This window comes from Maribacter sp. PR66, assembly GCF_028464205.1.
Lineage (GTDB): Bacteria > Bacteroidota > Bacteroidia > Flavobacteriales > Flavobacteriaceae > Maribacter > Maribacter flavus.
In genome coordinates, this window is record NZ_JAQPCH010000007.1 from 192,349 (window position 1) to 216,449 (window position 24,101).

Below are 24,101 nucleotides of genomic sequence, written 5' to 3' on the forward strand. Positions count from 1 at the left end.
GTTTCAATCAAGTATTATTCCGTTTCAGTCAAGTCAAATACCTTTAATTTGGCACAGTGTTCCCCATGTTACGATACCGAAAAAAGTATTTTTGTAAATTCAGGGTTTTTACCAGTTTTTGCCACATGAAAAGATCACATGAAAACAAATACGCTGTTTATCTGATGACCGAAGCGTTGATGCACATCATTTATCAAAAAGACCTATGTATCGACCTCAGGGCCGCCCAAATGATTGTCAGAGATCGGATGATGCTCCAAAACGGAAGGGAAATGCCCGTGCTCTGCGACATCCGTGAGGTACGGAGGGTCAATAAACCGGCACGGGACTATTTGGCCTTGGAAGGGTCACAATGGATTACCGCCTTGGCCTTTTTGATCGATCCCCCTGTGACGGATGTGATAAGCAGCATATACTTGGGCACCCATGCGCTAACGACCCCTACCCGGTCCTTTACCAAAAAATCCGAGGCCCTGGCCTTTTTAAAAAAACATGGCCAGCAATGAAGTCACAGACCATCAAAACGATCCACTGTTTAAAAACCGACAACCATGCCGAACAACGATGATTTTAGGATAAAGCGCATCCAAAAGATGCTTTTGGAAATGGCCAAGGGCAACTTCTTCTATTCCCTTGAGCCTTCCGATAAAAATGACAATATCGCCTCTTTGGTGGTCATGCTGAACATGGTCAATGAGGAAATAGCGGCAGCCTTTATCCATCAGGGTTTTGCCAATGCACACAACACTCCGCAATGTATCATACAACTGTCCCTGATCTTGGACGCCAAAGGTCAAATTGAATTGGTCACCAACGGAACCTGCTCCCTGTTGTCCTGTATGCCCAAGGACATTATCGGAAAACATATCACCGAACTCATGACCGAAAACTCCCAAAGGACTTGGTCAAAAAAGATGATCAAACATTTGAAGCGGGACCGATCGGAAACGGTACTGTTCCTGGAATTCATTACGAACGATGGTCTTTTGCTGGCCAAGGATTGTCAAATATCGGTCTACCAGGCCTTGGATGGTAGCGGTCAGAAAATCGTGTTGAACTCCGTTTTCTTTTCCAAAGGGGAACCCTTTGAAACGGGACTGCCCAAAAACAAGCTCAAAGTGACCAAGGGCATCAAGGAGCATAAGGTTACCTTGACCCCAGAGGACATTCAAATGATTCGGGAGGTCCATGACACGATCCTCAACAATTTGCATAAGGATCTTCCCCTGCTCAAGGACCTCGCCCTCCAGATGGGGACCAATGAATACAAGCTGAAGTATGGTTTCAAACAGATCTATGGCACCACAATCTTCCGTTTCCTGACCCAGGAACGTCTTAGAAAGTCAAAGACCCTGATCCAGCACAGCAACCTTTCCCTCAAGGAGATTGCCCATATGAACGGTTTCAAGAGCGCCGCCCATTTCTCCCGGGCCTTTCGGGACAAATACGGCAAGACCCCAACCGCATTAAGGGGGTAACCCTTTCAAAATGCGCAAATTACTCCGTTTGAATCAAGGAATGCTCCGTTTTAAGTAAATCGGACTCCCGAACTTTGTCATATCAAATCAAAAGATATGTCGTACAAAGGAATCCACTCCAAGTTTGTTGCCCTTTTCAGTCTTTTACTGACCGTCCTTTTCGTTTATACCGCGGTAAGCAAACTGAACCATTTGAACATCTTTCAACTGCGGTTGGAACGGATGCCCTACCTATCCCCTTATGCCTCTTTGATCTCGTGGGGGGTTCCCTTTCTGGAGTTAGTGATCGCTGGCCTTCTGTGGTTTCCCAAATACCAAAAATTGGCTCTTTGTGCCAGTTTCACCCTAATGGGCTTGTTTACCTCCTATATCATCCTAGTTCTAAGATATAGTGATTCCATCCCCTGCTCCTGCGGGGGCGTCATATCCTCCATGGGCTGGGAAACCCACCTCGTGTTCAATGCCTGTTGGATGGCACTGGCCCTGATCGGTATTGTGCTATTGGAAAACAAAGAAAAAAAGTCATCATCTAAAAACACTGTGCAGTGATAGGGAAAGCCGAAAACCTAAGTAAAAGAGTAGGCATCATTCTTAATACATAGAACAATGAAAAGATCATTTTTAAAAATCGTTTTACCGGCCTTCGCCATCATCATGGCGGTTGGTCTGGCCTTTGCCACTGAAGAGACAACAGTGCCAGCCCAGGGCCATTACCTCGACCCTATCAATGGTTGGCAAACTGTCACCGTTGATCCAGAATGTATCCCAAACGGGGAAGATTTATGTACCTACGAGGGATTCCAATTGTATGCGGAACAATCCGAAACAAGTCCTAAGTTGGGCAGGGATTAACAATCTCCCTTGGTTATTTACATAAGAAAAGGTGCCTTCAACAAGGCACCTTTTTTGCACTAACTCAAAAACACCAAGGACAATCAGCTACTTGCCTTATCCATGGTAAAACTTTCCTCAATGCTCCAAAAACCTATGGATTTTTCTCAAACACATCTTCCAGTGCCCATTGACATCACTCCTTCTTTTGCTTTTGACTGTCTTTTCAAGTTGCTTTTTCAAATCCATAAGTTGCGATACCATGAGACCTTTTGAATAATCAGAGTAGTTAAGAAACTGTTCATCGGCACCAAGCGCAGTCCGTTTTTTCGATAACTGCCCGATCAATCCATCAATATAGGTCATTTGAACCTCCTGCCTTCTAGGAGCTACCCAATCCATATCCCCATAGAGTTCCAGGAAAAGCCCTGATTGTAATCTGTGCAGATATGCTCGAAGCAAATCTTTTTGGTTCCTTCTGATTTCCATTTGCTCGAATCGTTTCAGTCGATTGGCGACGATCATATCCAATATCAACAACTGTTGATAAGCCACGACTTGATCTGGAAAGGAGGAGTACTTCAACCTGGAATGAAAAGCTGGATCGGTAAGCCATTCAGGGGCATCCAGGGCATTGGCCAATAAAAAGTCCAAGGCCTCCATTTGTTTTTCCCATGGAATCGGTTCATACGGATTACCCGGTTGATCCAGGGATTGATATTGCACATCATATCCCCCAACAAGGGAAAGCACATGTTTCATATGATCGTTCCACAACGCTACGGATTTCGTATATAGACGATCCAAACGGGCATTGTCGCTCTGTCCTTGGGTCACTTGGGGCAACATTTCGATAACCCGTTTTACATTCCTCAGCGCCAGTTCCGTACTACGGACAGGATCATTGGTCTCTACCACCTGACTGGTATTCACCGGCCCGACCACCTCCATTTGGTTGAGATTGAACCGATACCAAGGCACGGTATCCTGCCATCGAATCATTCGTTCCAAGGCCGTCTTCTCTTCCTCGGCCGATATCTCTTGGGGAAATTCCGTATAGGCCCATTGTATACTATAGTGGTCTGTCGGACCCACATGCTGGATCAACAAATGGGGAGGAATACTGTCCCCGGGCTGGGGAATGTTGTTGCTCCTGGCATAGTTCATCACGCTTGGCGTATGGCCCATGGTCGCCAACCAGGTACTATCGTTCATTTTGTCCGATGGATAGATATACTCCCCAAAATTCCCGTCCAACAATCCAAAGACATGGCCCGCTTCATGGGCCGCCGTCCTTTGGAACAGTGCCCCGACAAGTTCATCGGGAAAAGGAAAGTTTTGCGCCCTCTTGTCCAAGGGCGAGGACCGCACAAAGTATCTTTCCGATGCACTCCGCACCGAGCCGCCCAAAAAGATATCACCCTTTAAAATCTCGCCTGACCTAGCGTCTACAACGTTACCTATGGTCCCCCCGAAATCCTGATACTCCTTGTCCCTAAAAAATTTTTTCTGGGACCAATGCACCACATTGGTATGGATACTATGGGCCTGCCACGTATCCAGACTGTCCATTTCCTTGACCACCAAGGCATCCTTGAACCCTGCCGATTCAAAAGCGGGCAACCACTCCTCTATTCCCGCTTTGACATAGGATCTCCATTTCTTGGGGACCTCCGGGGAGATCAAAAAGGTAATGGGTTCTTCGGGAACACTCACCTTTTGATCATCGTACTTTTTTTTAAGACGCCACCGCCCGATATTGGCCTTTCTATTTTTCAGGCCAAAATGAAAACCGTTGTCCTGTTCTTCATTACTGAATCCCATACGGTAATCAAACCGCCTTCCTTTCATGGGTTCTCCCAAGGCGCAGAAGCCAAAGATCAAGGGCTTTGCCACCCTTGAACCTGAAGTGGCCATTCCACGTCGCACCTTGAACAGGGTTTCATCCTGCCCATTATACGCATCGACAACCAGGGATATGTCCGGGATAGGACTTCCAAAGGACACCCCGCCAAACGTTTGGGGCCATTTAATCTCCTTCCTCAACACGAGATCCGTGATATTGACACAATGACCCTTTGCTCCCGTATTCTCCTTTTCTACTGGAAAGATGGCGATAACATTTTCTTTAAGTGGCAATCCCGGAACTACCGGGATTTGGATTCCAGCAGTGGATGCAATGCTTTGTTGCTTCAAGACCATGCTATCGTTATGTAGGGACCAGACCACTTGTATAAAACTGCGCTTTACCCCATTGTAGCACATAAACATCATATGGCGATCCAATTGTTGGTCCGGAATTTCAAGGAACAGTTGGTCCCCTTCCATAAAAGCGGTTAAAAATGGAGGTTTTTCTTGAGGTAACACAAATGGCACAAGGGTATGCGCCATGGGCATTCTCCCAAAGACGTTCGCCATGACACATAGTGACCAAAAGAAACCTAATATATAGTTATTCATGCATGTTATATTTAAGATTAGTAAATCAAGCCAATTCTCCTTAGGAGCCTTATCAAGTGGCTTTTCCCTGTCTAAATCAATACCCGGGGTTCTGGGGCAATAGATTTGGATTGGTTTCCAGTTCAGCCTCAGGAATGGGAAACAGCACATTAGTAGGTTTCCAATTGGGCTTTAGGGCACCCATTACCTCGTTGGCCATCACTGTCCGCTTCAGGTCAAACCAACGGAGCCCCTGTTCCGTAAAGAGTTCCACGCGCCGCTCTTTGAGAATGGCCTCCAACAACGCCTCCGTTGAATTGGCAGTAACCTCAACCAAACCTGCCCTGGCCCTTACGGCATTGAGGTCTGACAAAGCACCGGATACATTCCCTAAATGGGCTCGGGCCTCGGCTCGGATCAAATATTGTTCGGCCAACCGAAAGAGAATGGAATATTCCTTGGTCTCCGTTTCATTGGAGTCCGCCTTGTATTTGTGGGCATAAAAAAGCGTAATCGTATGATCCTCATCCGTAACACCTCCTATCCAGTGTTCCCGTCTACCGTCACCCTGCTCAAAGGCTCCCAAAAGCCCATCGGTCAGTGCATAGGTTTGCCCAGGGATGGACTGGATGATCAATTGGCCGGCCTCCTTTGTATTTTCACCATCTTCCGCCTTGAGCTGCCATATGGTCTCAGGAGAATCCTTCAAGAACACCTGATCCAGATCATTCTCCAGTTCAAAGACATTGATAAGTTCAGTGGAAAGGGATGCTGCCCTTTCCCAACGTTCCGAGTACAAATACATCCGTGCCAAAAAGGCTTGGGCCACGTATTGATCGGGCAGTACCCGTTCCCCTTGATTCATATCCAATCCCTTCAAAAGGTCCACGGCCGCTTCCAAATCATCAATGATATGTTCTTGAACCACGACCACGTCCATTCGGGACACTTTGTTGTTCTTTACGTAATCCGTAGTGGTGATATAGGGGACGTCCCCATAGAGCGAGGCCAATAATGAATGCATATAGGCCCTAACGAAGAGTGCCTGGCCTTTAAACTTATTCTTTTCATCCTTGGTAAGTTCATCGGAAAGCTCCACCCCTTTGATAATATCATTGGCGGCATAAATAAGGTGGTAGGCTTGGCCCCACCAATCCATTAGGGTACCGTTGCTCGCCAATAGGTTGTGATAGTACAGTTGGGAAAAATCGGCATCAAAACCAAAATAATCCAGTTCATCACTATACACACCCAATAAAGGGGTCATCCCAAAGCTACCGGACACCATTCCGCCTTCCCGCATTCCATGATAGAGGTTGGCCAATGCCGATTCCACCGTGGCCGGATCGTCAAAAACAGTCTCCGAGACCAAATTGTTCCTCGGGGGATCCACTTCCACAAAATCCGTACAAGCGGACATACTTAGACCGGCGACCAAAAGAAATGATCGGAGAATGGTTCCTTTATCCAATAGAAGACTACCGCCAAAAGAGATTGCATGATATATGTTTTGCTTTAAAATTTTCATCTTGTTCATTTTTTCATTAAAAACTTAGTTGCAGGCCAAGGGATATCCTTCTTAACTGCGGAAGACGGTCTCTGGAGGGTTCTTCGGGATCAGGCCCTTTGTAATCGGTCAGGGTAAATAAATTCTGTCCCTGCAGGTAGACGTTCACATCCAAGCCATTATCCAGTGTGGGAACCTTATAGTTCAGGGATACGTTCCGTAATCGAATAAAGGAGGCATCGGAAACAGCGGCATTACTCTCCTGCTGAAAAGCGCCCCATCCCCCTGAGGGTGCCAATCCACTGAAAGACCGTTGGATTGGGGCCACATCCCCAGGCTCTTGCCAACGGTCATACAAATCCACGGAGGCGTTTCCCCTATAACCAGGGGTAGATCGATACCGAAAGGCATTAAAAGCCTTCTGTTTTTTGAACTGAAAAAAAACCTCCAAGGTAATATTCCCCAAACTCAAGGAATTGCCTAGACCGCCATAAAACTCAGGAGCCAGGTCCTCTATCCATTCCTTGTCCTCAGACCTGCTGATGCCCCCATCTTCATTGTAGTCCTCAAACGTATACACACCGGTTTCCGGGTCCACTCCCAGGGCATGGAAAAGCCGTTCAATGGTCAGGGGTTCGCCGATAACATAACGGTTGGCAAAAGTGGAGGATTCCAGACCGTCAAAGGCCACCAGCTTATTTTTGGGAAGTGTCAGGTTGAAGGTAGTGGACCAATTCAATTTTTTGGAGCTGAGATTAACGGTACGCAGATCCAGCTCCCATCCCGTGTTCTCCACCAAGGCATCGAAATTCCCTGTCAGTTCCGAGAAACCTGTAGTGGCCGCCAAGGGTATCCCTACCAGTTGGTTGGAGGATCGGTTGCAGTACCAAGAAGCATTCAGAAACAAACGATCATTGAAAAACCCAAGCTCAAGGGCCGCCTCCAACTTTCGATTCTCCTCCCAACCGAACTGGGGGTTGAAAATCCCAGTTGGCTCCAAAATGGTCACACCATTGTAATCGTCCCCTGAAACACTATAGGTATCCAAAAAACGATAATCCCCGATATTGTCACTCCCCGTAGTACCATAACTGGCACGCAACTTACCAAAGCTGAGCACGGAACCTTCCCCGAACAGGGACTCCCTCGAAAAGATCCATGCAAGACCAACGGCCCCAAAGTTCCCGAACTGCCTGCCCGGACCAAACCGTGAGGATCCGTCACGACGTCCTGTTAGGTTAAGGATATATCGATCCAATACGTTCAGGTTGACCCTGCCGAACACGGCATTGTACCTATACTCGCTATCGGCATCAGAAAGTACTTCCAGTGTTCGCGCCGCAGACATATTATTGATCAAGCCATCATTGGGAAAGCCCAATCCCCTCAACACAAATTGTTGGGTGGTCTCCGACTGAAAGGTCGTTCCAACCAACACCTTTGCGGAAACACCCTCCCAATCCTTCCGCCAGTGCAATTGGGGCTCCACTATCCAAGATTCCCTTTGCGAGGCATTGGTGGTCAGATTGGAATAGCTTTGGGGTGTCAGATTCCTTCCTGGATTTGTGGCCGAACTGAGCATGGTCCGATAGGTATCCAACCGATAACTCGTAAATCCAAAGCTGGATTTCAGTTCCAGATTGGGCAAGATACCATAGGACACCATGACATTGGAGATAAGGGTATTGGATTGGGCCACATACGTTTCCTCCAAGGAAGCCAATGGGTTGTCCCAGGTATTCCCCTCCCAGTTCAGGTTGCCCTCTTCATCATAGAGTGCAGGGGCATTGGGCTCCAAGGAATTGGCCTTTGCACTGAAGTCAACGCTCGGCATCTTATTGTACTCATTGGAATAGATCGTGGACCAACTTAACTTGAACCTTCCATTAGGTGAGCCATGGTTGACCTGGCTGCGTACGGAAGCCTTTTTATAGTGGGAATCCCCTGGAAAGACCGTAGTTTCTCTTTGGTAGGTGCCACCGACCAAGAACTGGGTCGATTCTCCGCCACCAGAGACGGAAAGTTGTGCATTGTTCCGGTAGGCAGTACCCCCGATCAGTTCCTTTTGCCAGTCCGTGTACCGATTATTGTCCCATGATTTGATATCGGGCCAAACAAAGTCATAGAAAGGGTCCTCCAATAAGGAGCCGTACCCATCATTGCTAATGGCCTCCCTGCGAACTTCCAAATATTGTTCTGTATCCATCAGTTCCACAAAGTGGGATACCTCGCCCAAGGAGGAACTGAGATGGGCATCGAATCGGGTCTTTCCAGACCTCCCCTTTTTAGTGGTGATCAGCACCACCCCATTGGCGCCACGGGACCCATAAATGGCCGTGGCATCCGCATCCTTGAGCACTTCTATGCTCTCAATATCATTGGGATTGATGGCATTGAGGGGACTGACATTCCCTCCAATGATTTCATTGGAAATCCGAGACGCCTCCAAGGATTGGGAGCCAAAGGGAACCCCATCGACAATATACAGGGGGTCGGAAACACCATTGATAAAATTCCTGCCCCGTACCTCGACTTCGAAACCACCACCGGGCAGTCCCGTGGTCTGGACAATGTTGACCCCGGACATTTGCCCTTGCATCGCCGCCAAGGGATTTCTCACCGGCTGCTTATCGATAACACCGGCATTGATAGTGGCAATATTTCCAGTACGTTCCTTTTCAGAAACGGTATAATAACCTGCATTGAGCACTACTTCCCCCAACGCAGTAACATCCTCTTCCAAAGAAACAAAGAGCTCTTCCCTACCCCCAATGGGCACGGTAAGGGTCTTGTAACCCACCATGGAAAAGATGAGCACATCAGAAGGACCGGCATTAATGGAAAAAGAACCGTCCAGATCGGACATGGTTCCAACATTCTTGGATTCCACCACTAGGTTCACCCCGGCCAGGGGACTCCCCGAAGTATCGGTCACGGTGCCGGATACGGTGGCCTGTGGTGGTTCCAAGGCAGTGCCCGCCTGCAGTTTTTGCGTTAAAATGGGCATTAAAAAAACATATAGGAGTATGAACAGGGATGCCCTGCGCATACATGGTATTACTAGTTGCATAAAATTGAGTTCGTTTGATAACTTTGTTAGTTTCATTGCATTCCCTACGGGACAATTACGAAACTGCCCATAGGTTTTTATCCACACTGCCCCAAAAGTCACTGCAAAGCCGTAACTTGTGTTAGGACATTTAGGTTCGGACATAGGCCATCCTGTCCAAGTGGCAAAGGCCCTCGGAAATGGATTCCCAAAAAATAATGGTGGCTATGATCTTGTTATGGGCCGGTTGCCCAAAAGTGTAGTCGTTTGCCATGGGACAAAGAGATATCGTGAACCGGAAAAAAATGTAACGTGCATCCCATAGCACTAGCCTTTGGAGGTTATACGGGGTTCTTGGGCTTCTTTTTAAACAGGATATCAAACACCGAGTGCGATGCCCCAAAAACGGGACAAAAACACGGTGTGAACCCTACAAAAAAAAGCTGCCAATTGTTTCCCATAACCCAAATGGTTGGGCGATGCCCCGAAAGTCTAAAAAGAAACCAAACGCTAAGAAAAAAGTTGGGCGTGAAAACTCAACTTACCGACTTGAGGTACTGGTATACCTGTACACGAATAAGAGAGCTCACGCCCGGGTCGTGAGCCAATCTGCTTATCCTCTCGTGTACTAAAAATTACCAGTTTTCAAGTCGAGATTCAAAGCGATAGCTTCAAATATGTTCTAAACGAAGAATCGCAAAATATGTAATTCTAGACGAATATAACAATATTTTTTAATCTGTACTATAGTACATAATTATTCTTTGAGAATTTGTTTCAATTTGATGGATGCATGAATCGCTGGACGAAATAGAACGTTATATAATATCTAGAGTTAGAGAAATTCGAGAAGCCAAAGATGTGACGCAGGAAGAATTATCTCTAGCTATTGGAAAAAATATTGGTTTTATCTCACAGATAGAAGCGCCTTCTAAAAAGGCCAAATACAATACAATTCACTTGAATTTAATTGCAATAGCATTGGAGTGCTCACCTAAAGACTTTTGGCCTGAATACCCTATAAAAGAAGAAAAATATAAAAACATCAAAGCCGCTCAACCTAAAAACAGTTAGGGATTCAATTAAAGTAAATATTCAGTTTGCCCTTCCCCCACTTTAAGTCTCTTACAGAAATTCACATTTTCCTTTTCTAGAAAATTCTTACATTTAGCGTCAATACTCCCCCCAGAACTTTGTTGAACGATAAGAAAGCTGTACCTACCATTATGAGGCGTGGCTTAGGCATGGCCAACTATTTTGGCGGTGTATACTGAAGAACTGGGTATATAAATAAGTTGTGCTTAATTAAAATAGACAGATGAATAAGAAACAAATAGAAGACCTACTGAAAAAGGTTCCCGAAATAGAAGAGCTAGCTAAAGCATTCTTTCAAAAAGTACAGGTTAAATACTCTCCCACAGGAGGTGGGAGCGTAGTAGTAATTGGATTCTCTGACTATTCTTGGGTTGAGCCTTCCGGGGACACTTTAAATACCCAATTGGAATTGATTGACAAATATGAAGATTGGTATTCCCAAACCAGCCAAATTATTTCGAATATTATGCCTTCTCGAAAACCTGATTTGGTCGATTTGTATGAAAAGAATAAAGACATTATTGAACTGAAAGAACAGATTTGGAGTCAAGATAAGAGCAAGTTCGAAAATAATCTCTTGCGGAATCTTGGCAAACAAAAGAGTATGCTTTCTTCAACATTGAGTATGATTAATATTAAGCCTAAAGAAGGAAAGGAAGAAAAGAAAGGGGATAATAATATTGAAAGCAATAATTATGGTCAACCTGGATTGGACATATCAATGTATGTCGACTTAAAATCACAAATGACAATTCTTTCTCAACAGTATTCTAGAATAGAATCAGATATTAAAGATTTAGCGCAGAAGATTGAAGGTATAGGAAGAATTACAATTAATAACTTGAATCAAAATACCGCCAAAACAGGAAACATTTCCATTTCAAACGAGAATTTAGTCAAATGGGTTAAACCTGATTTAGATGATGAACTTAAAAAATTAAAAGAAGAGTTACAGTCTAAAGATGTAGAAGGCTCAGACAAAGAGATTATTGAAGATTTGATCGAAACAGTTCTAAAAGAGAAGAACCCTAAACTTGAGTGGTTAAAAGATAAAATTTCGAAAATAAAGTATTGGGGGAATAAAGCAGGACTTTTAATTGGTAGATTAAAAGAATTAGCAGATGCAATTGGAATAACAGAAAACTAAAAACAACAGTACCTAAGAAAACAAGGGGCAGTTAGTGGTTTCGCTCTTCGTGGCTAAATTTGTCACGGACGGACAAGTAAGAGCTTCGAAAGCTCCACGTTACTTAGCTGCGGACCGTTGTGAGCAATGTAACCAGAACAATACGAATAGATGATTAAAAAGTTTAAATCAATAAATAATCTTGCTGTATTTCAAAATTTTGATTGGGATTCAACTATGCGTGATAGCGGAAATAATGTTGTTCTATTTAAACTAATCAATATTTTTTATGGTCGGAATTATTCGGGAAAAACTACTTTGTCGCGTATTGTAAGAGCTTTAGAAACAGGCAATTTATCCGACAAATATGAAAACCCTGAATTTGAAGTTAGCATAACTGATGTTGCTGATGGTACACCAACTAATTTAACTGCACACGGAAAAAAAATCAGAGTTTTCAATGAGGACTTTGTAAAGGCTAATCTTCGTTTCATCGTAAATCCTGATGAAAGCATAGCACCTTTTGCCATAATTGGTGGGAATGCTACAATTGAAGCTGAAATTCAAGCTTTAAAAAATGAACTGGGTGTGAAAGAAAATCCTGAAGAAGAAATTGATGCTACAGGATTTTATCTTGAATTAAAAAATGCTTCATTGAGAGCAACAACTGCATTACAAGCATATCAAACCGCAAACAATAGCTTAAATGACCAATTAAGGTATAAAGCAACAAACAATCCGAATGGTATAAAATACAAATCCGATAAGTTTGGAGACCAAAACTATAATATCACCAAACTACTAAGTGACGTAAAAACCGTTTCGGACACCTCTTTTCAGCCATTAACTGATCAAGAAGTAACAGCGAAATTGAATTTGCTCAATGAAAGTACAAATGCAAACATTCCAGAAATTGAAAAACCAACTTTTGATTTAAATACACTAAATAGAAAGGCAAAAGAACTCGTAACTAAATCAATTAGCAATTCCAATAAAATTGAGCAGCTTTTAAAAGACGCAATTTTAAATCGTTGGGTAAAAGAAGGTCGCCAATTACACAAGGACAAGCTTGAAAAATGCTCTTTTTGTGGTAATGATATTTCACAAGAACGTTGGAATGCATTAGAAAGTCATTTTGATGAAGAATCAGAAAAACTAGAAAAGGAAATTGATTCTTTAATTTCTGAAACGGAAAATTCAATTCGGAAGATTGAGACCATACTAGTAATTGACAAAAATTTGTTTTACTCAAAGTTTCATTCAGACTTGGACACTTTAATAGAAGAAAGAGAACAAGCGATTGATGTATTAAAATCAGATTTAAATACTATAAAAGAAAAGCTTGTTGAACGCAAAGATGACCTACTCAATTCTAAATCGTACAATGATGTAACTGATAATAGTAAATTACTAGAGGATTGTTGGAAAAAATATGAAACTTTTAGGACAGAAGCGAACGAATACAGTAGTTCCTTGGAAACCGAACAGACAAAAGCAAAGAAGCTTTTGAGATTGAGAGAGGTAAGCGATTTTACTACTGACATTCAATTTTCAACTGTAAAAGCAAGAGTGCAATCTTTAAAAGACACTTCAGATGCTGAAACTCAATCCAAGAATGATGTGGAGGAAAAAATCAAGCGACAAATTGCTCAAATCGAAGCTAAAGAGCGGTTGATGAATGATGAAGAAAAAGGGGCAATTAAAGTAAATGAATATTTAAATAATTTTTTTGGTCACGATTTTTTGACACTACAAGCATTAGAGGATACTGATGAGTTTGGAGGGAAGAAAATAAAATTTGAAATTGTAAGGAACGGAAACAAGGCACATCATTTAAGTGAAGGTGAAAGCAGTCTAATTGCGTTTTGTTATTTTATGGCAAAGCTTGAAGATGTCGAAACAAAGGGAAGTAAGCCAATAATTTGGATTGACGATCCAATTTCGAGTTTAGATAGTAATCATATTTTTTTCGTTTATAGTCTTATCAATGCAGAAATTTTCACAAGTCAAGAGTATGAACAGATATTTATTTCCACTCATAATTTAGACTTCTTAAAATACTTAAAAAGATTGCCAAGTGCTTTAAACAAAAATCATTGTAACTATTTTTTGATTTCAAGAGAAAATGAAATAAGTAAAATCACATTAATGCCAAGGTATTTAAAAGATTATGTAACAGAGTTTAATTTCCTTTTCCACCAAATTTATCAGTGCTCGATTGCTGAGACAGATGATGAAAATCAACATAATTTATACTATAATTTCGGAAATAATACACGGAAATTCCTAGAGGCTTTTCTATACTACAAATACCCAAATACTATCAAACAAGTTGATAAACTAACAAAGTTCTTTGGGAATAATAGACAAGCCTCGATAATGACTGATAGAATTAACAACGAATTTTCACATTTAGAGGGGTTGTTTGAAAGAAGTATGACACCGATAGACATACCTGAAATGAAAAAAACTGCAGAGTTTATTCTAGATAAAATAAAAGAAAAAGATAATGAACAATATGAAGCCTTATTATCGAGTATCGGAATAGAAATTCAAGATGAAGAATAAAAACACTGCTCACAATCAAGCGGATGGCCCCGCCCTTAACTAACGGAGTACAACGCTCAAACAACCCAGTCCATCTGTAAGCTACCCTTAAAACCGAATGTTTCCATATATTTGAGAATAATAAGATTTCCCCTACCCAAAATTAAATATACTTCATGTCCGAAGAACAAAAGAAACTGCTCGAAACGCAATTATGGAACATTGCCAATGAGTTGAGAGGCAAAATGGATGCCGATGAATTTAGAGATTATATTCTAGGCTTTATTTTCTACAAATACCTTTCCGAAAAACAATACCTATACGCCAATACGTTATTGGAAACCGAGCAAATTAAGGATTACCTTTTGGTTACCGATGCAGGCGATTTGGAAGCCATTAAAGAGGAATCCCTATTAAAATTGGGGTACTACCTAAAACCTGATGAACTCTTTAGCTCCATAGCCAAAAAGGGCAATGCCAATACCGAAAACGAGAGCAACTTTATCCTTGCCGATCTGGAAAGCATTCTCAACAGTATTGAGCAAAGTACCATGGGTACGGAAAGCGAGGACGATTTCAATAAACTTTTTGAGGACCTGGACCTCAACAGTACCAAACTGGGCAGAAGTACCGAAGCCCGAAACAGCCTTATCTCCAAAGTGCTGTTTCATTTGGATAAAATTGACTTTGCCCTGGAGGATGCAGAGGCGGATGTCTTGGGCGATGCCTACGAGTACCTGATTTCACAATTTGCCAGCGGAGCAGGGAAAAAAGCAGGCGAATTCTATACCCCGCAGCAAGTCTCCAAGATACTGGCCAAAATAGTGACCACGGGCAAAAAACGGCTTAAAAGCGTATATGACCCCACTTGTGGCTCGGGCTCCTTGCTGTTACGTGTGAGCAGGGAGGTGCCTGTGGATGATTTTTTCGGGCAGGAACTCAACCGCACCACCTACAACTTGGCCCGGATGAACATGATCTTGCACGATGTCCATTTCAGGCACTTTGATATTAGGCAGGAGGACACGCTGGAACAACCCCAACATTTGGATATGCGTTTTGAGGCCATTGTGGCCAATCCACCATTTTCGGCCAAATGGAAAGGCAAAAACAACCCCTTGAACGAAAACGACGAGCGTTTTAGCCAATACGGGCGTTTGGCGCCCACCAGTAAGGCCGATTTTGCCTTTGTGCAACACATGCTGTACCAATTGGCGGAAAACGGTACCATGGCCTGCGTGTTGCCGCATGGTGTGTTGTTCAGGGGGAGTGCCGAAGGCACCATTAGGGAATACCTGATAAAGGAACTGAATTATTTGGATGCCGTGATAGGTCTGCCTGCCAATGTCTTCTATGGCACAAGCATCCCCACCTGTATTTTGGTGTTGAGCAAATGCAGGGTACACAACGATGACATTTTATTTATTGATGCCTCACAGGGTTTTGAAAAAGACGGCAATAAAAACAAACTGAACGAAGCTCATATTGATGCCATTATAGATACTTACCGCACCCGAAGCACCAAAGACAAATTTAGTTATATAGCGAGTTTGGAAGAGGTGGCCGAAAACGATTATAACCTCAACATACCCCGCTATGTGGATACGTTTGAAGAAGAGGAGCCTGTGGATTTGGACCAAGTGGCCACCGATTTACAGGCCTTGGAAAAAGATATGGCCGAAACGGATGCCCTCATTGCCGACTTCTGCCAACAACTGAACCTTAAAACACCGTTTTAACCATGAAAGAACAAAAGCGGGTGCCGAAATTGCGGTTTGTTGAGTTTTCGGATGAATGGGAAGATGAAAAAGTTGGTATGTTAGGAACATTTAAAGGAGGAGGCACCCCATCCACAAATAAATCAGAGTATTGGCAAGGTGAAACACCTTGGATTTCAAGTTCGGACATTAAGGAAAATGACATTCACAATATAAATATTTCAAGATATTTATCTGAATTAGCCATAACTGAAAGTGCAACTAAAGTTATACCGAAGGGTAGTATATTATTTGTTGCGAGGGTAGGAATTGGTAAAGTGGCTGTTGCGAATCAAGACTTATGTACAAGTCAGGATTTTGCAAACTTAATACCAAGGAAAGACGATAGCTATTACATAGCTTATTATTTCATATCAAAGAGTAAGCTACTTTTTCAACACTCTCAAGGAACTTCAATAAAAGGGTTTACTACAGGTGACCTGAAAAGTATACCTATTAACATTCCTACACTCCCCGAACAACAAAAAATAGCCTCTTTTCTTTCATCTGTTGATAAAAAAATAGCCCAATTACAACAAAAGAAACGTTTGTTGGAAGACTATAAGAAGGGTGTGATGCAGCAAATCTTCCCTTCGGCATGCTCAGGGCAAGTTCCACAATTACGGTTTACCAAAGCAGGTGGGAGTGCATACCCTAATTGGGAGGAGAAACGGTTGGGGGATGTTTGTGAAATTGTTGGTGGGGGTACTCCTAAGACAAGCAAGGGTGAGTATTGGAATGGAAATATTCAATGGTTCACACCAACTGAAATCAAAAAAGATTTTGTCAATGAAAGCATTAGAAAATTGTCAAAATTAGGTTTAAAGAAATCTTCGGCAAAAATTCTTCCAGTGGGAACTATTTTAATGACAACTAGAGCAACTATTGGAGAAGTCGCCATAACTTTAAAAGAGTGCACAACTAATCAAGGCTTTCAATCTTTAATTGTCAATAAAGACAACAACAATGTCTTTATTTTTAATTGGGTTAAAATGAATAAACATCAATTATTAAAACGAGCAAATGGTTCTACCTTTTCTGAGATAAGTAAGTCTGAAATTGAAAAAATAAAGGTTTCTACACCTTCAAAAGAAGAACAAACCAAAATCGCCGATTTTCTAAGTGTCATTGATAAAAAAATAGCCGTGGTGCAGGCTCAAATAGAACACACCCAACAGTTTAAAAAGGGGCTTTTGCAGCAGATGTTTGTGTAGAAATGGAAGAGTTAATACCAGTAAATAGCGAGAAAGAACTTGAAGAATTATTCAAACAGAATTATTTTGAAGTTGATGAGGATTTTTATTTTGGCGTGAAAAATCTAGAAATAAACTTCCCGTTGACATTGCCTATAAATGAAGAAAGAATAATACCTGAATCAGCTAGTGAAAAATGGGAGGCTAGATATTCACCTAATAATAGTAAGCAACATTTTTCTTTTTCAAACTGTCAGTTTAAGTATTTACTAGAGCTTGTAGAATCTGAAAGTAATCTACAGTTCAATAGTTGCAAATTTAATTTTGTTGATGCTGAAAATAATTATTTGAACGGTAAAATAAGATTTAGGGAATGTTATTTTTATGACAATGTTAATTTTAGAAATACAACATTTTATGATTTAGCAGATTTTTGGAGAAGTGTTTTTTATCAACCAACAATTTTCTTCAAAACAGAATTTTTGGGGACAACAGTTTTTAGTGCCACTGCTTTTAAAGAAAATGTACTTTTCACGTATAGCCTTATAGACAAACTCATTCTTTTTAGAGGCACAAAAATTGAAAAAGGCTTTGATTTATCAACGGCTATACGTTCAGGTGAAATGGGCATCTTTGATTTTCATGTTAAAGATTATAAGTGTCTAAATAAAAATCTTTCAGAGGAAACTTATGAAAGAGCGATTTCTGAAACTGCTGAAATACCCATTAAGAATAAGAGAGAAACGTTCAGAATTTTAAAACAAGAGCATATTTCTCAAAATAATGTAGTTCAAAGTATTGAATACAAAAAGCTGGAAAAGGAAACATTAAGAAATGAGCTTCGGATTAAGCTTGTGGAAGAAAATAAGTCACACGTTCTAAAAAAAGCGAAATATTTAGAGGTAAAACTGGATCAATTTAATTTATGGCTAAATAAGTGCTCCAATAATCATGGTTCTTCGTATGGAAGAGCTTTCGCGTTCATTGTTTTAGTGGGCTGGCCTTTTTTCTTCGGTTCGGTTATGGCCACTTCCAAATATGATTTTTACCCTAATTTTTCTCTTGCGGCTTTTTTGGATGGTTTAAAATATTTTATTCAGTTTTTATTGCCCACGCATAAATTCGACTATTTAGGCGATGGAGTGGAATATGGCACTTGTTTTTATGTTTTTGATTTTATTGGCCGATTACTGGTGGGCTATGGGATTTACCAATTCATTCAAGCTTTCAGAAAATTTAGATAATGACCTCCCAACCCGAATACATGTTACAAGAAGCCTGGCAAACCAATAACAAGTTGAAAACACCCAAAAGTTTAAAAAAGGCTTGTTGCAGCAGCTATTTGTATAGACCAATTTAGTATATGACGTACACCAACGAAAAAAAACTGATCAAGGACGCCAAAAGAATCATTGCCCACCACAATGAGGTGTCGAGATTAAAAGGGGAAAACTTTAATGTGTTCTCCATCCTCAACATGGAACACAAGGAGAACGGTACACATTCCGCTCTTTTAGGGGAATTGCTCAATCCCAAAGGTTCGCATTTAAAGGGAGACTTGTTTTTGCAATTGTTCTTACAAACCGTGGGGAATGATACCATCAATTTGGATAAAGCAAGTGTTGTCTTGGAAAAGTATATAGGAAGACGAATGATGCCAACCTATTAGGGGGCAGGGTGGATATTTACATAACCGACCTAGTCAACAGCATTTGCATTGAGAATAAAATCTACGCAGCCGACCAGAATGTGCAACTACAACGCTATTGTAATCATAACAAAGAAAACAACACGGTATATTACTTAACGCTCAATGGTTCCGATGCTTCATCAGAAAGTAAAGGTAAATTGGTTCTGGACAAGGATTACTATTCTCTTTCGTATAAAACAGATATTATAGACTGGCTGGAAGCCTGTTTAAAGGAATCCGCAGAAGACCCGATTCTTAGGGAGTCCATACGGCAATACATTATTTTATTAAAGAAACTAACCAATCAATTATCCGATGTAATGGAAAAAGAAATGCACAAGCTTGTCAAGGAAAACTACAATGCAGCCCAAACCATTAGTAATGCAATCTCCGATGTGGAACTGGAAACTACCAAAAAGTTTGTGGATGAGATTGTGGCAAGACTTAAAAGTGAATTGGACGACCACTGGAACATTAAGGCAGACGATGATTTGAGCCAGTCTTGGAAGGGAATAATTATTTCCAATGACAAATGGCCAAAAAATATTTCCATCAAATTGGAAGGACAATCCAAAATGCCTTGGCAAAAATCCATATATGGCATTATAGCCAATAAAGATAAAGTGGAAAGAGCACCTTTGAAAGAAGCCTTGGGGCAACATGCATATTTTCAGTCAGGCTTTAGGGAAAGCAATATATGGCCTTATAACAGGGATATACTGTATTTTGATGATGTAAGTGAGCGTTCCAAGCTATTTAATGCCAGCCAACGAGAGGAATTGATTGAGTTTGTTAAAGAGAAACTTTTGGAAATCTGTAGTGTTAGTGAAGCACCTTTGGCGACGTTGAAATAGTTGTGGCAAAGACCGAAAAGGACAAACCTAACTTCTAGAAAGAGGTAATTTGGCAAGTGTTTTTATAATAGAAAGAGCGAATGTGAATGCACAAAAACCCTAGAATTTCTGGGGTTTTTGTACAATAGGTTTTGGGTATATAATAGTATCTTGTCTCTTACAACTTGAATTTAGTTGTCTTCCCCCATTTTTTCACTAACCAAAACCCAACATTATGAAAGCTTCTGTATTTATCACAGCCTTACTATTTTTCTATTTTTCCATCTGTAATGCACAGAATGACATCTTAAAGGACTTAGCAAAAAGGAATCAGGTTAATGAATTAATATCTGACAAAAATAATCTAAACATAGAAACTCTTTTTAAGTACTATGAAGCTGACTTGGATTCATTGCCTGCAAATAGTTTTTATAACAATGCAGTACTGAACAAGTATTTCAAGGCAAAAATTACTGCATACGCCAACAACACAAAAGATTTGTCTTTTAGTAACTTCTTTATAAATGCTAATACTTCAGAAAAGACCTTAACCATTGGGAAATCATTTAGGTTGGACAATTTTCTGGCAAATAAAGAGAAAAGAAAAGCGGTTAAATTATTGAGACCTATACAAAAGGTAGGAAATTTATTCACGGCTTATCTGAAATCAAATTTAAGTAACGGATTTTCAAATTTATATTCAAAAAATAGTACAACGAATGAATATGAGTTTAATAGTAATATCGGTTTAGGTCTAAAGTATACTTATGTTTTTAACGGCAAAATTTCTTCTGGGGAGGTAGAAAAAATAGACTACATAAGACAAAACTATGTAAAAAAAGAAGTTGCAAAATCACTGAAAAAATACAATTCAGTGGCTTTAAACAAAGATGTTACTCTTAAAGACTTTGATAATAGGGATAACGAATTAATCATTAAGGAATCTGAAGAAAAGCAGATAGTTAAAAAATATTTTGAATTCTATGAGTCTATAATAGATGAAGAACTTAAATATATAGAAAGTGAGAAGTTGATTAAAACTTCCCATTTATCTTGGTTTTCGATTGATGCTTATTTACCCTTAACGGAACGAATTATAAAACATAGTTTGGATAGTTTGGTAATTGATAAGCGGAATTTCAGAGACTACAATTTTTCGGGTACATTTAACTATTTATTTGCCAAAAACACTAATGGATGGGGTAAAGATTGGTCATCAAAGCTTACTATTGAAAGTGGCTTGTTTAAGACCAACAATTTTAAGGTTAGTAATCAGACTGCTGCGACTTTTCAAAATATTGTAAAAGACAATATTACAACTGTTGTGGAGGGAGATTCTGATTCTGTATTTTTGGGAGACTATGATGATGCGTGGGCAACTGCTGTTAAAATGGAAGGTGTATTGTTGTTGTTTAATAATTCAATGGGTTTAAGTGCATCCATAGAGTCAATTCAATCAAGTTTAAAAGATTATAAAAATTGGAAACTGGGTATTCCTTTTAGTTTAAAAGATAAGGACAACAAGCCAACGGTAAATTTTGAATTGCAATGGAGAGAAGTAAGTGCATCTCATTTTGTTGGAATAAGCGTTGGATATAATTTCGGTAAATTCGTTAAATAAATGACCACCCAACCCGAATACATTTTAGAGGAAAACCTTGTTGAACAGCTACAGGACTTAGGCTATACAAAAGTCAGTATAAAAGATGAGGTTGAGTTGCTCGCCAACTTAAAGAGTCAGTTGGAGAAACATAACCGGACCACCTATTCGGAAGCAGAATTTAGGCAAATACGCAACCAACTCTCCAAGGGCAACATTTTTGAAAAGGCCAAAACCCTTCGTGACCGTATCACTTATACAAAAGATAACGGAGAAACGGGTTATGTGGAGTTGATCAACCAAGTGCATTGGTGCAAAAACCAGTATCAGGTCACCCACCAAATCACCATGGAAGGTTCTTACAAAAACCGTTATGATGTTACCATACTCATAAACGGTCTGCCATTGGTGCAAATAGAGCTTAAAAAGCGGGGCTTGGAAATGAAAGAGGCCTTCAATCAAATCAACCGTTATGAGCGGCATTCGTTTGGTTCTGGAAGTGGTTTGTTCCAATTCGTGCAGCTCTTTGTCATCAGTAATGGGGTAAACACAAAGTATTTTGCCAACAACCCTGTAAAAGCACGTTCCTTTAAACAAACCTTCTTTTGGGCGGATAGGGAGAACAACATCATTACGCAATTAAGTGAGTTTGCCAAAGCATTTTTGGAGCCATGCCACCTCTCCAAGATGATCACCAAATACATTGTGTTGAACACGGCCAACACCTTAATGGTGTTGCGACCATATCAGTACTATGCGACAGAGGCGATTGTGGAGCGTGTCAAAAACAGCAATAAGTTTGGTTATATATGGCATACCACAGGATCGGGCAAAACATTGACCTCATTTAAAGCGGCTCAAATCCTTACCAATTTAGAGGATGTGCTCAAGGTGGTCTTTGTGGTCGATCGTAAGGATTTGGACTATCAGACCATCAAAGAGTTCAATAGCTTTAGTGAGGGCAGTATTGATGCCACGAACAATACAGGCACATTGGTGAAGCAGCTCTCCGATGATACGAAACTGATTGTTACGACCATACAAAAACTGAATACGGCCATTTCCAAGCCAAAGCACATGGCCAAAGTGGACAAGCTCAAAAACGAGCGTATCGTATTTATTTTTGATGAATGCCACCGCAGCCAGTTTGGGGATACCCATAACGCCATTAAAACCTACTTTAGCAATGCCCAAATGTTCGGTTTTACGGGCACTCCAATTTTTGCCGATAATTCAGTAAAAAATAAGCTGGGCAGACGAACCACCAAGGATCTGTTTGAAGAGTGTTTGCATAAATACGTCATCACCGATGCCATACGGGACAGGAACGTTTTAAAGTTCTCTATCGAATATATGAACACTGTAAAACCTAAAGATGATGTTGTTGATATAAAAGTGGAGGACATCAATACCGCAGAGGTTTTGGAGGCTCCTGAGCGATTGGAGAACAATGTTGATTTTATAATCAACAATCATAACCGTAAAACCCATAATCGACGTTACACGGCCATTTTTTGCGTTCAGAATGTAAAGACGCTAATAAAGTACTACGAGCTGTTCCAAGCTAAGAAAGAAGCAGGCGAACACGATTTAAAAGTAGCTACGATATTCTCCTACCAAGCCAACCAATTGGATGAGGACGCACAGGGCTTTATCCCCGATGAGGATTATGATGATTTTGCGGCCGAGCCCCCATCAAGGTACGATACAAAACATACAAGGGATAAATTGGAAGCGTTTATGGCTGACTATAACGGGATGTTCAAAACCAATTATTCCACCAATGAATTTTATTCCTATTACAAGGATATTGGAAAACGAGTTAAGAACAGACAAGTAGATGTTTTGTTGGTGGTCAATATGTTCTTGACAGGTTTTGATAGTAAGTTGCTAAACACCATTTACGTGGACAAAAACTTAAAGTACCATGGCTTGATACAGGCCTATTCCCGTACCAATAGAATATTGGATGAGGTGAAATCCCAGGGAAATGTTGTGGCCTTTAGAAACCTTAAAGAACCCACTGACGAGGCCATAACCCTGTTTTCCAATAAAGAAGCCATTGAAGAGATCATAGTGCAACCCTATGATGATTACATTGAAAAGTTTGATGAAGCCGTTGGGCGTGTAAAGGCCATTGCACCAACCTTTGATAGTGTGAACGATTTGGCTTCTGAAGCAGAAGAACTGGAATTTGTAAAGGCCTTTAGGGAATTGATGCGCGTAAAAAATGTACTTGGAACATTCACCGAATTTAGTTTTGAGGATTTGGGAATTGACGAACAAACCTTTGAGAACTACAAGAGCAAGTACTTGGATTTATATGACACCATAAAATCGGAAACCCAGAAGGAGAAAGTATCTATTCTAAACGATATAGATTTTGAATTGGAACTGATCCGAAGGGATGAAATAAATGTTACCTATATATTAACCTTACTGGCCAAACTTCACGATTCAGAACCAAAGGAGCAAGAAGAACAGCGCAAAGCGATTTCAGATATATTGTCCTCAGAATCTCAATTAAGAAGCAAAAAAGAATTGATTGAAAGATTTATAACGGAAAATCTACCGTTGATAACCGACTCCGAACTGGTGGCCAATGAATTTGAATCCTTTTGGACGGTAGAGAAGAAAAAAGCCATACTTCAATTGGCCAAAGAAGAAAACTTGGATTACCAGAAGTTGGTTGATTTGGTCAGCAATTACCTGTTCACGGAAAAAGAACCCTTACGAGATTCGATTATTGCCGTTATGAACGAAAGACCCAGCCTTAGGGAGAGAGCCACCTCATCCGACAGGATATTGGGTAAGATAAAAGACTTTGTGGAAACTTTTATTGATGGGATGGGATAGACAGTTCAGAGTAAGAAAGTCCTCTATCATCGCCTGTAATAAAGTTGCCTCCAACCCTTTTTCGTAAATTTACCATATAGTTGCCACACCGCGGTCAAGA

At 40.9% G+C, this 24,101-nt stretch carries 18 protein-coding genes; 14 read left to right on the forward strand and 4 right to left on the reverse strand.

Annotated features, from left to right (window positions below; genetic code table 11):
* The first annotated feature begins 125 nt into the window (after window positions 1–125).
* From PP181_RS13410 to PP181_RS13425, 4 genes are all read left to right on the forward strand, one after another.
* The gene (locus PP181_RS13410) at window positions 126–506 is read left to right on the forward strand and encodes a DUF7793 family protein (protein ID WP_272637492.1); all 381 of its coding nucleotides are present in this window, start codon (window positions 126–128) and stop codon (window positions 504–506) included.
* A gap of 45 nt (window positions 507–551) precedes the next feature.
* Window positions 552–1,478, forward strand: coding sequence for a helix-turn-helix domain-containing protein (locus tag PP181_RS13415; RefSeq protein WP_272637493.1), 927 nt, complete (start codon window positions 552–554; stop codon window positions 1,476–1,478).
* A 96-nt stretch (window positions 1,479–1,574) separates the two neighbouring features.
* On the forward strand, window positions 1,575–2,027 hold the full coding sequence (locus PP181_RS13420) for a MauE/DoxX family redox-associated membrane protein (RefSeq protein ID WP_272637494.1): 453 nt from the start codon (window positions 1,575–1,577) through the stop codon (window positions 2,025–2,027).
* A 57-nt stretch (window positions 2,028–2,084) separates the two neighbouring features.
* A complete protein-coding gene (locus tag PP181_RS13425) occupies window positions 2,085–2,330 on the forward strand; it encodes a DUF6520 family protein (RefSeq protein ID WP_272637495.1) in 246 nt (81 codons plus the stop codon).
* A gap of 117 nt (window positions 2,331–2,447) precedes the next feature.
* On the opposite strand, the gene PP181_RS13430 is transcribed toward PP181_RS13425, so the two are convergent.
* The 4 genes from PP181_RS13430 to PP181_RS13445 form a co-directional block, all read right to left on the reverse strand.
* Window positions 2,448–4,769: a zinc-dependent metalloprotease gene (locus tag PP181_RS13430; protein ID WP_272637496.1), complete on the reverse strand. Its 2,322-nt coding sequence runs from the start codon at window positions 4,767–4,769 to the stop codon at window positions 2,448–2,450.
* Window positions 4,770–4,845: 76 nt separating this feature from the next.
* On the reverse strand, window positions 4,846–6,276 hold the full coding sequence (locus PP181_RS13435; RefSeq protein WP_272637497.1) for a RagB/SusD family nutrient uptake outer membrane protein: 1,431 nt from the start codon (window positions 6,274–6,276) through the stop codon (window positions 4,846–4,848).
* A gap of 16 nt (window positions 6,277–6,292) precedes the next feature.
* Window positions 6,293–9,325 carry a SusC/RagA family TonB-linked outer membrane protein gene (locus PP181_RS13440; RefSeq protein WP_272637498.1) on the reverse strand — a complete coding sequence of 1,011 codons (3,033 nt, stop codon included), beginning with the start codon at window positions 9,323–9,325 and terminating at the stop codon, window positions 6,293–6,295.
* A 130-nt stretch (window positions 9,326–9,455) separates the two neighbouring features.
* Window positions 9,456–9,578, reverse strand: a complete 123-nt coding sequence (locus PP181_RS13445) for a hypothetical protein (RefSeq protein WP_272637499.1) — start codon at window positions 9,576–9,578, stop codon at window positions 9,456–9,458.
* A gap of 515 nt (window positions 9,579–10,093) precedes the next feature.
* On the opposite strand from PP181_RS13445, the gene PP181_RS13450 reads away from it, so the two are divergent.
* From PP181_RS13450 to PP181_RS13495, 10 genes are all read left to right on the forward strand, one after another.
* The gene (locus PP181_RS13450; protein WP_272637500.1) at window positions 10,094–10,378 is read left to right on the forward strand and encodes a helix-turn-helix domain-containing protein; all 285 of its coding nucleotides are present in this window, start codon (window positions 10,094–10,096) and stop codon (window positions 10,376–10,378) included.
* Between the two features lie 244 nt (window positions 10,379–10,622).
* The gene (locus PP181_RS13455) at window positions 10,623–11,546 is read left to right on the forward strand and encodes a hypothetical protein (RefSeq protein ID WP_127139864.1); all 924 of its coding nucleotides are present in this window, start codon (window positions 10,623–10,625) and stop codon (window positions 11,544–11,546) included.
* Window positions 11,547–11,696: 150 nt separating this feature from the next.
* Window positions 11,697–14,093, forward strand: a complete 2,397-nt coding sequence (locus PP181_RS13460) for an AAA family ATPase (RefSeq protein ID WP_272637501.1) — start codon at window positions 11,697–11,699, stop codon at window positions 14,091–14,093.
* A gap of 155 nt (window positions 14,094–14,248) precedes the next feature.
* Window positions 14,249–15,811 carry a type I restriction-modification system subunit M gene (locus PP181_RS13465; RefSeq protein WP_272637502.1) on the forward strand — a complete coding sequence of 521 codons (1,563 nt, stop codon included), beginning with the start codon at window positions 14,249–14,251 and terminating at the stop codon, window positions 15,809–15,811.
* Between the two features lie 2 nt (window positions 15,812–15,813).
* Window positions 15,814–17,043, forward strand: coding sequence for a restriction endonuclease subunit S (locus PP181_RS13470; protein WP_272637503.1), 1,230 nt, complete (start codon window positions 15,814–15,816; stop codon window positions 17,041–17,043).
* Between the two features lie 2 nt (window positions 17,044–17,045).
* Complete coding sequence (locus PP181_RS13475; protein ID WP_272637504.1) at window positions 17,046–18,266, forward strand: hypothetical protein; 1,221 nt, start codon at window positions 17,046–17,048, stop codon at window positions 18,264–18,266.
* 119 nt (window positions 18,267–18,385) lie between these two features.
* A complete protein-coding gene (locus tag PP181_RS13480; RefSeq protein WP_272637505.1) occupies window positions 18,386–18,691 on the forward strand; it encodes a PD-(D/E)XK nuclease family protein in 306 nt (101 codons plus the stop codon).
* Window positions 18,692–18,699: 8 nt separating this feature from the next.
* On the forward strand, window positions 18,700–19,566 hold the full coding sequence (locus tag PP181_RS13485; protein WP_272637506.1) for a PD-(D/E)XK nuclease family protein: 867 nt from the start codon (window positions 18,700–18,702) through the stop codon (window positions 19,564–19,566).
* 214 nt (window positions 19,567–19,780) lie between these two features.
* Window positions 19,781–21,166 (forward strand): hypothetical protein, encoded by a 1,386-nt coding sequence (locus PP181_RS13490; RefSeq protein ID WP_272637507.1) that lies wholly within the window; start codon window positions 19,781–19,783, stop codon window positions 21,164–21,166.
* A complete protein-coding gene (locus tag PP181_RS13495) occupies window positions 21,167–24,001 on the forward strand; it encodes a type I restriction endonuclease subunit R (protein WP_272637508.1) in 2,835 nt (944 codons plus the stop codon).
* The last annotated feature ends 100 nt before the right edge of the window (window positions 24,002–24,101 follow it).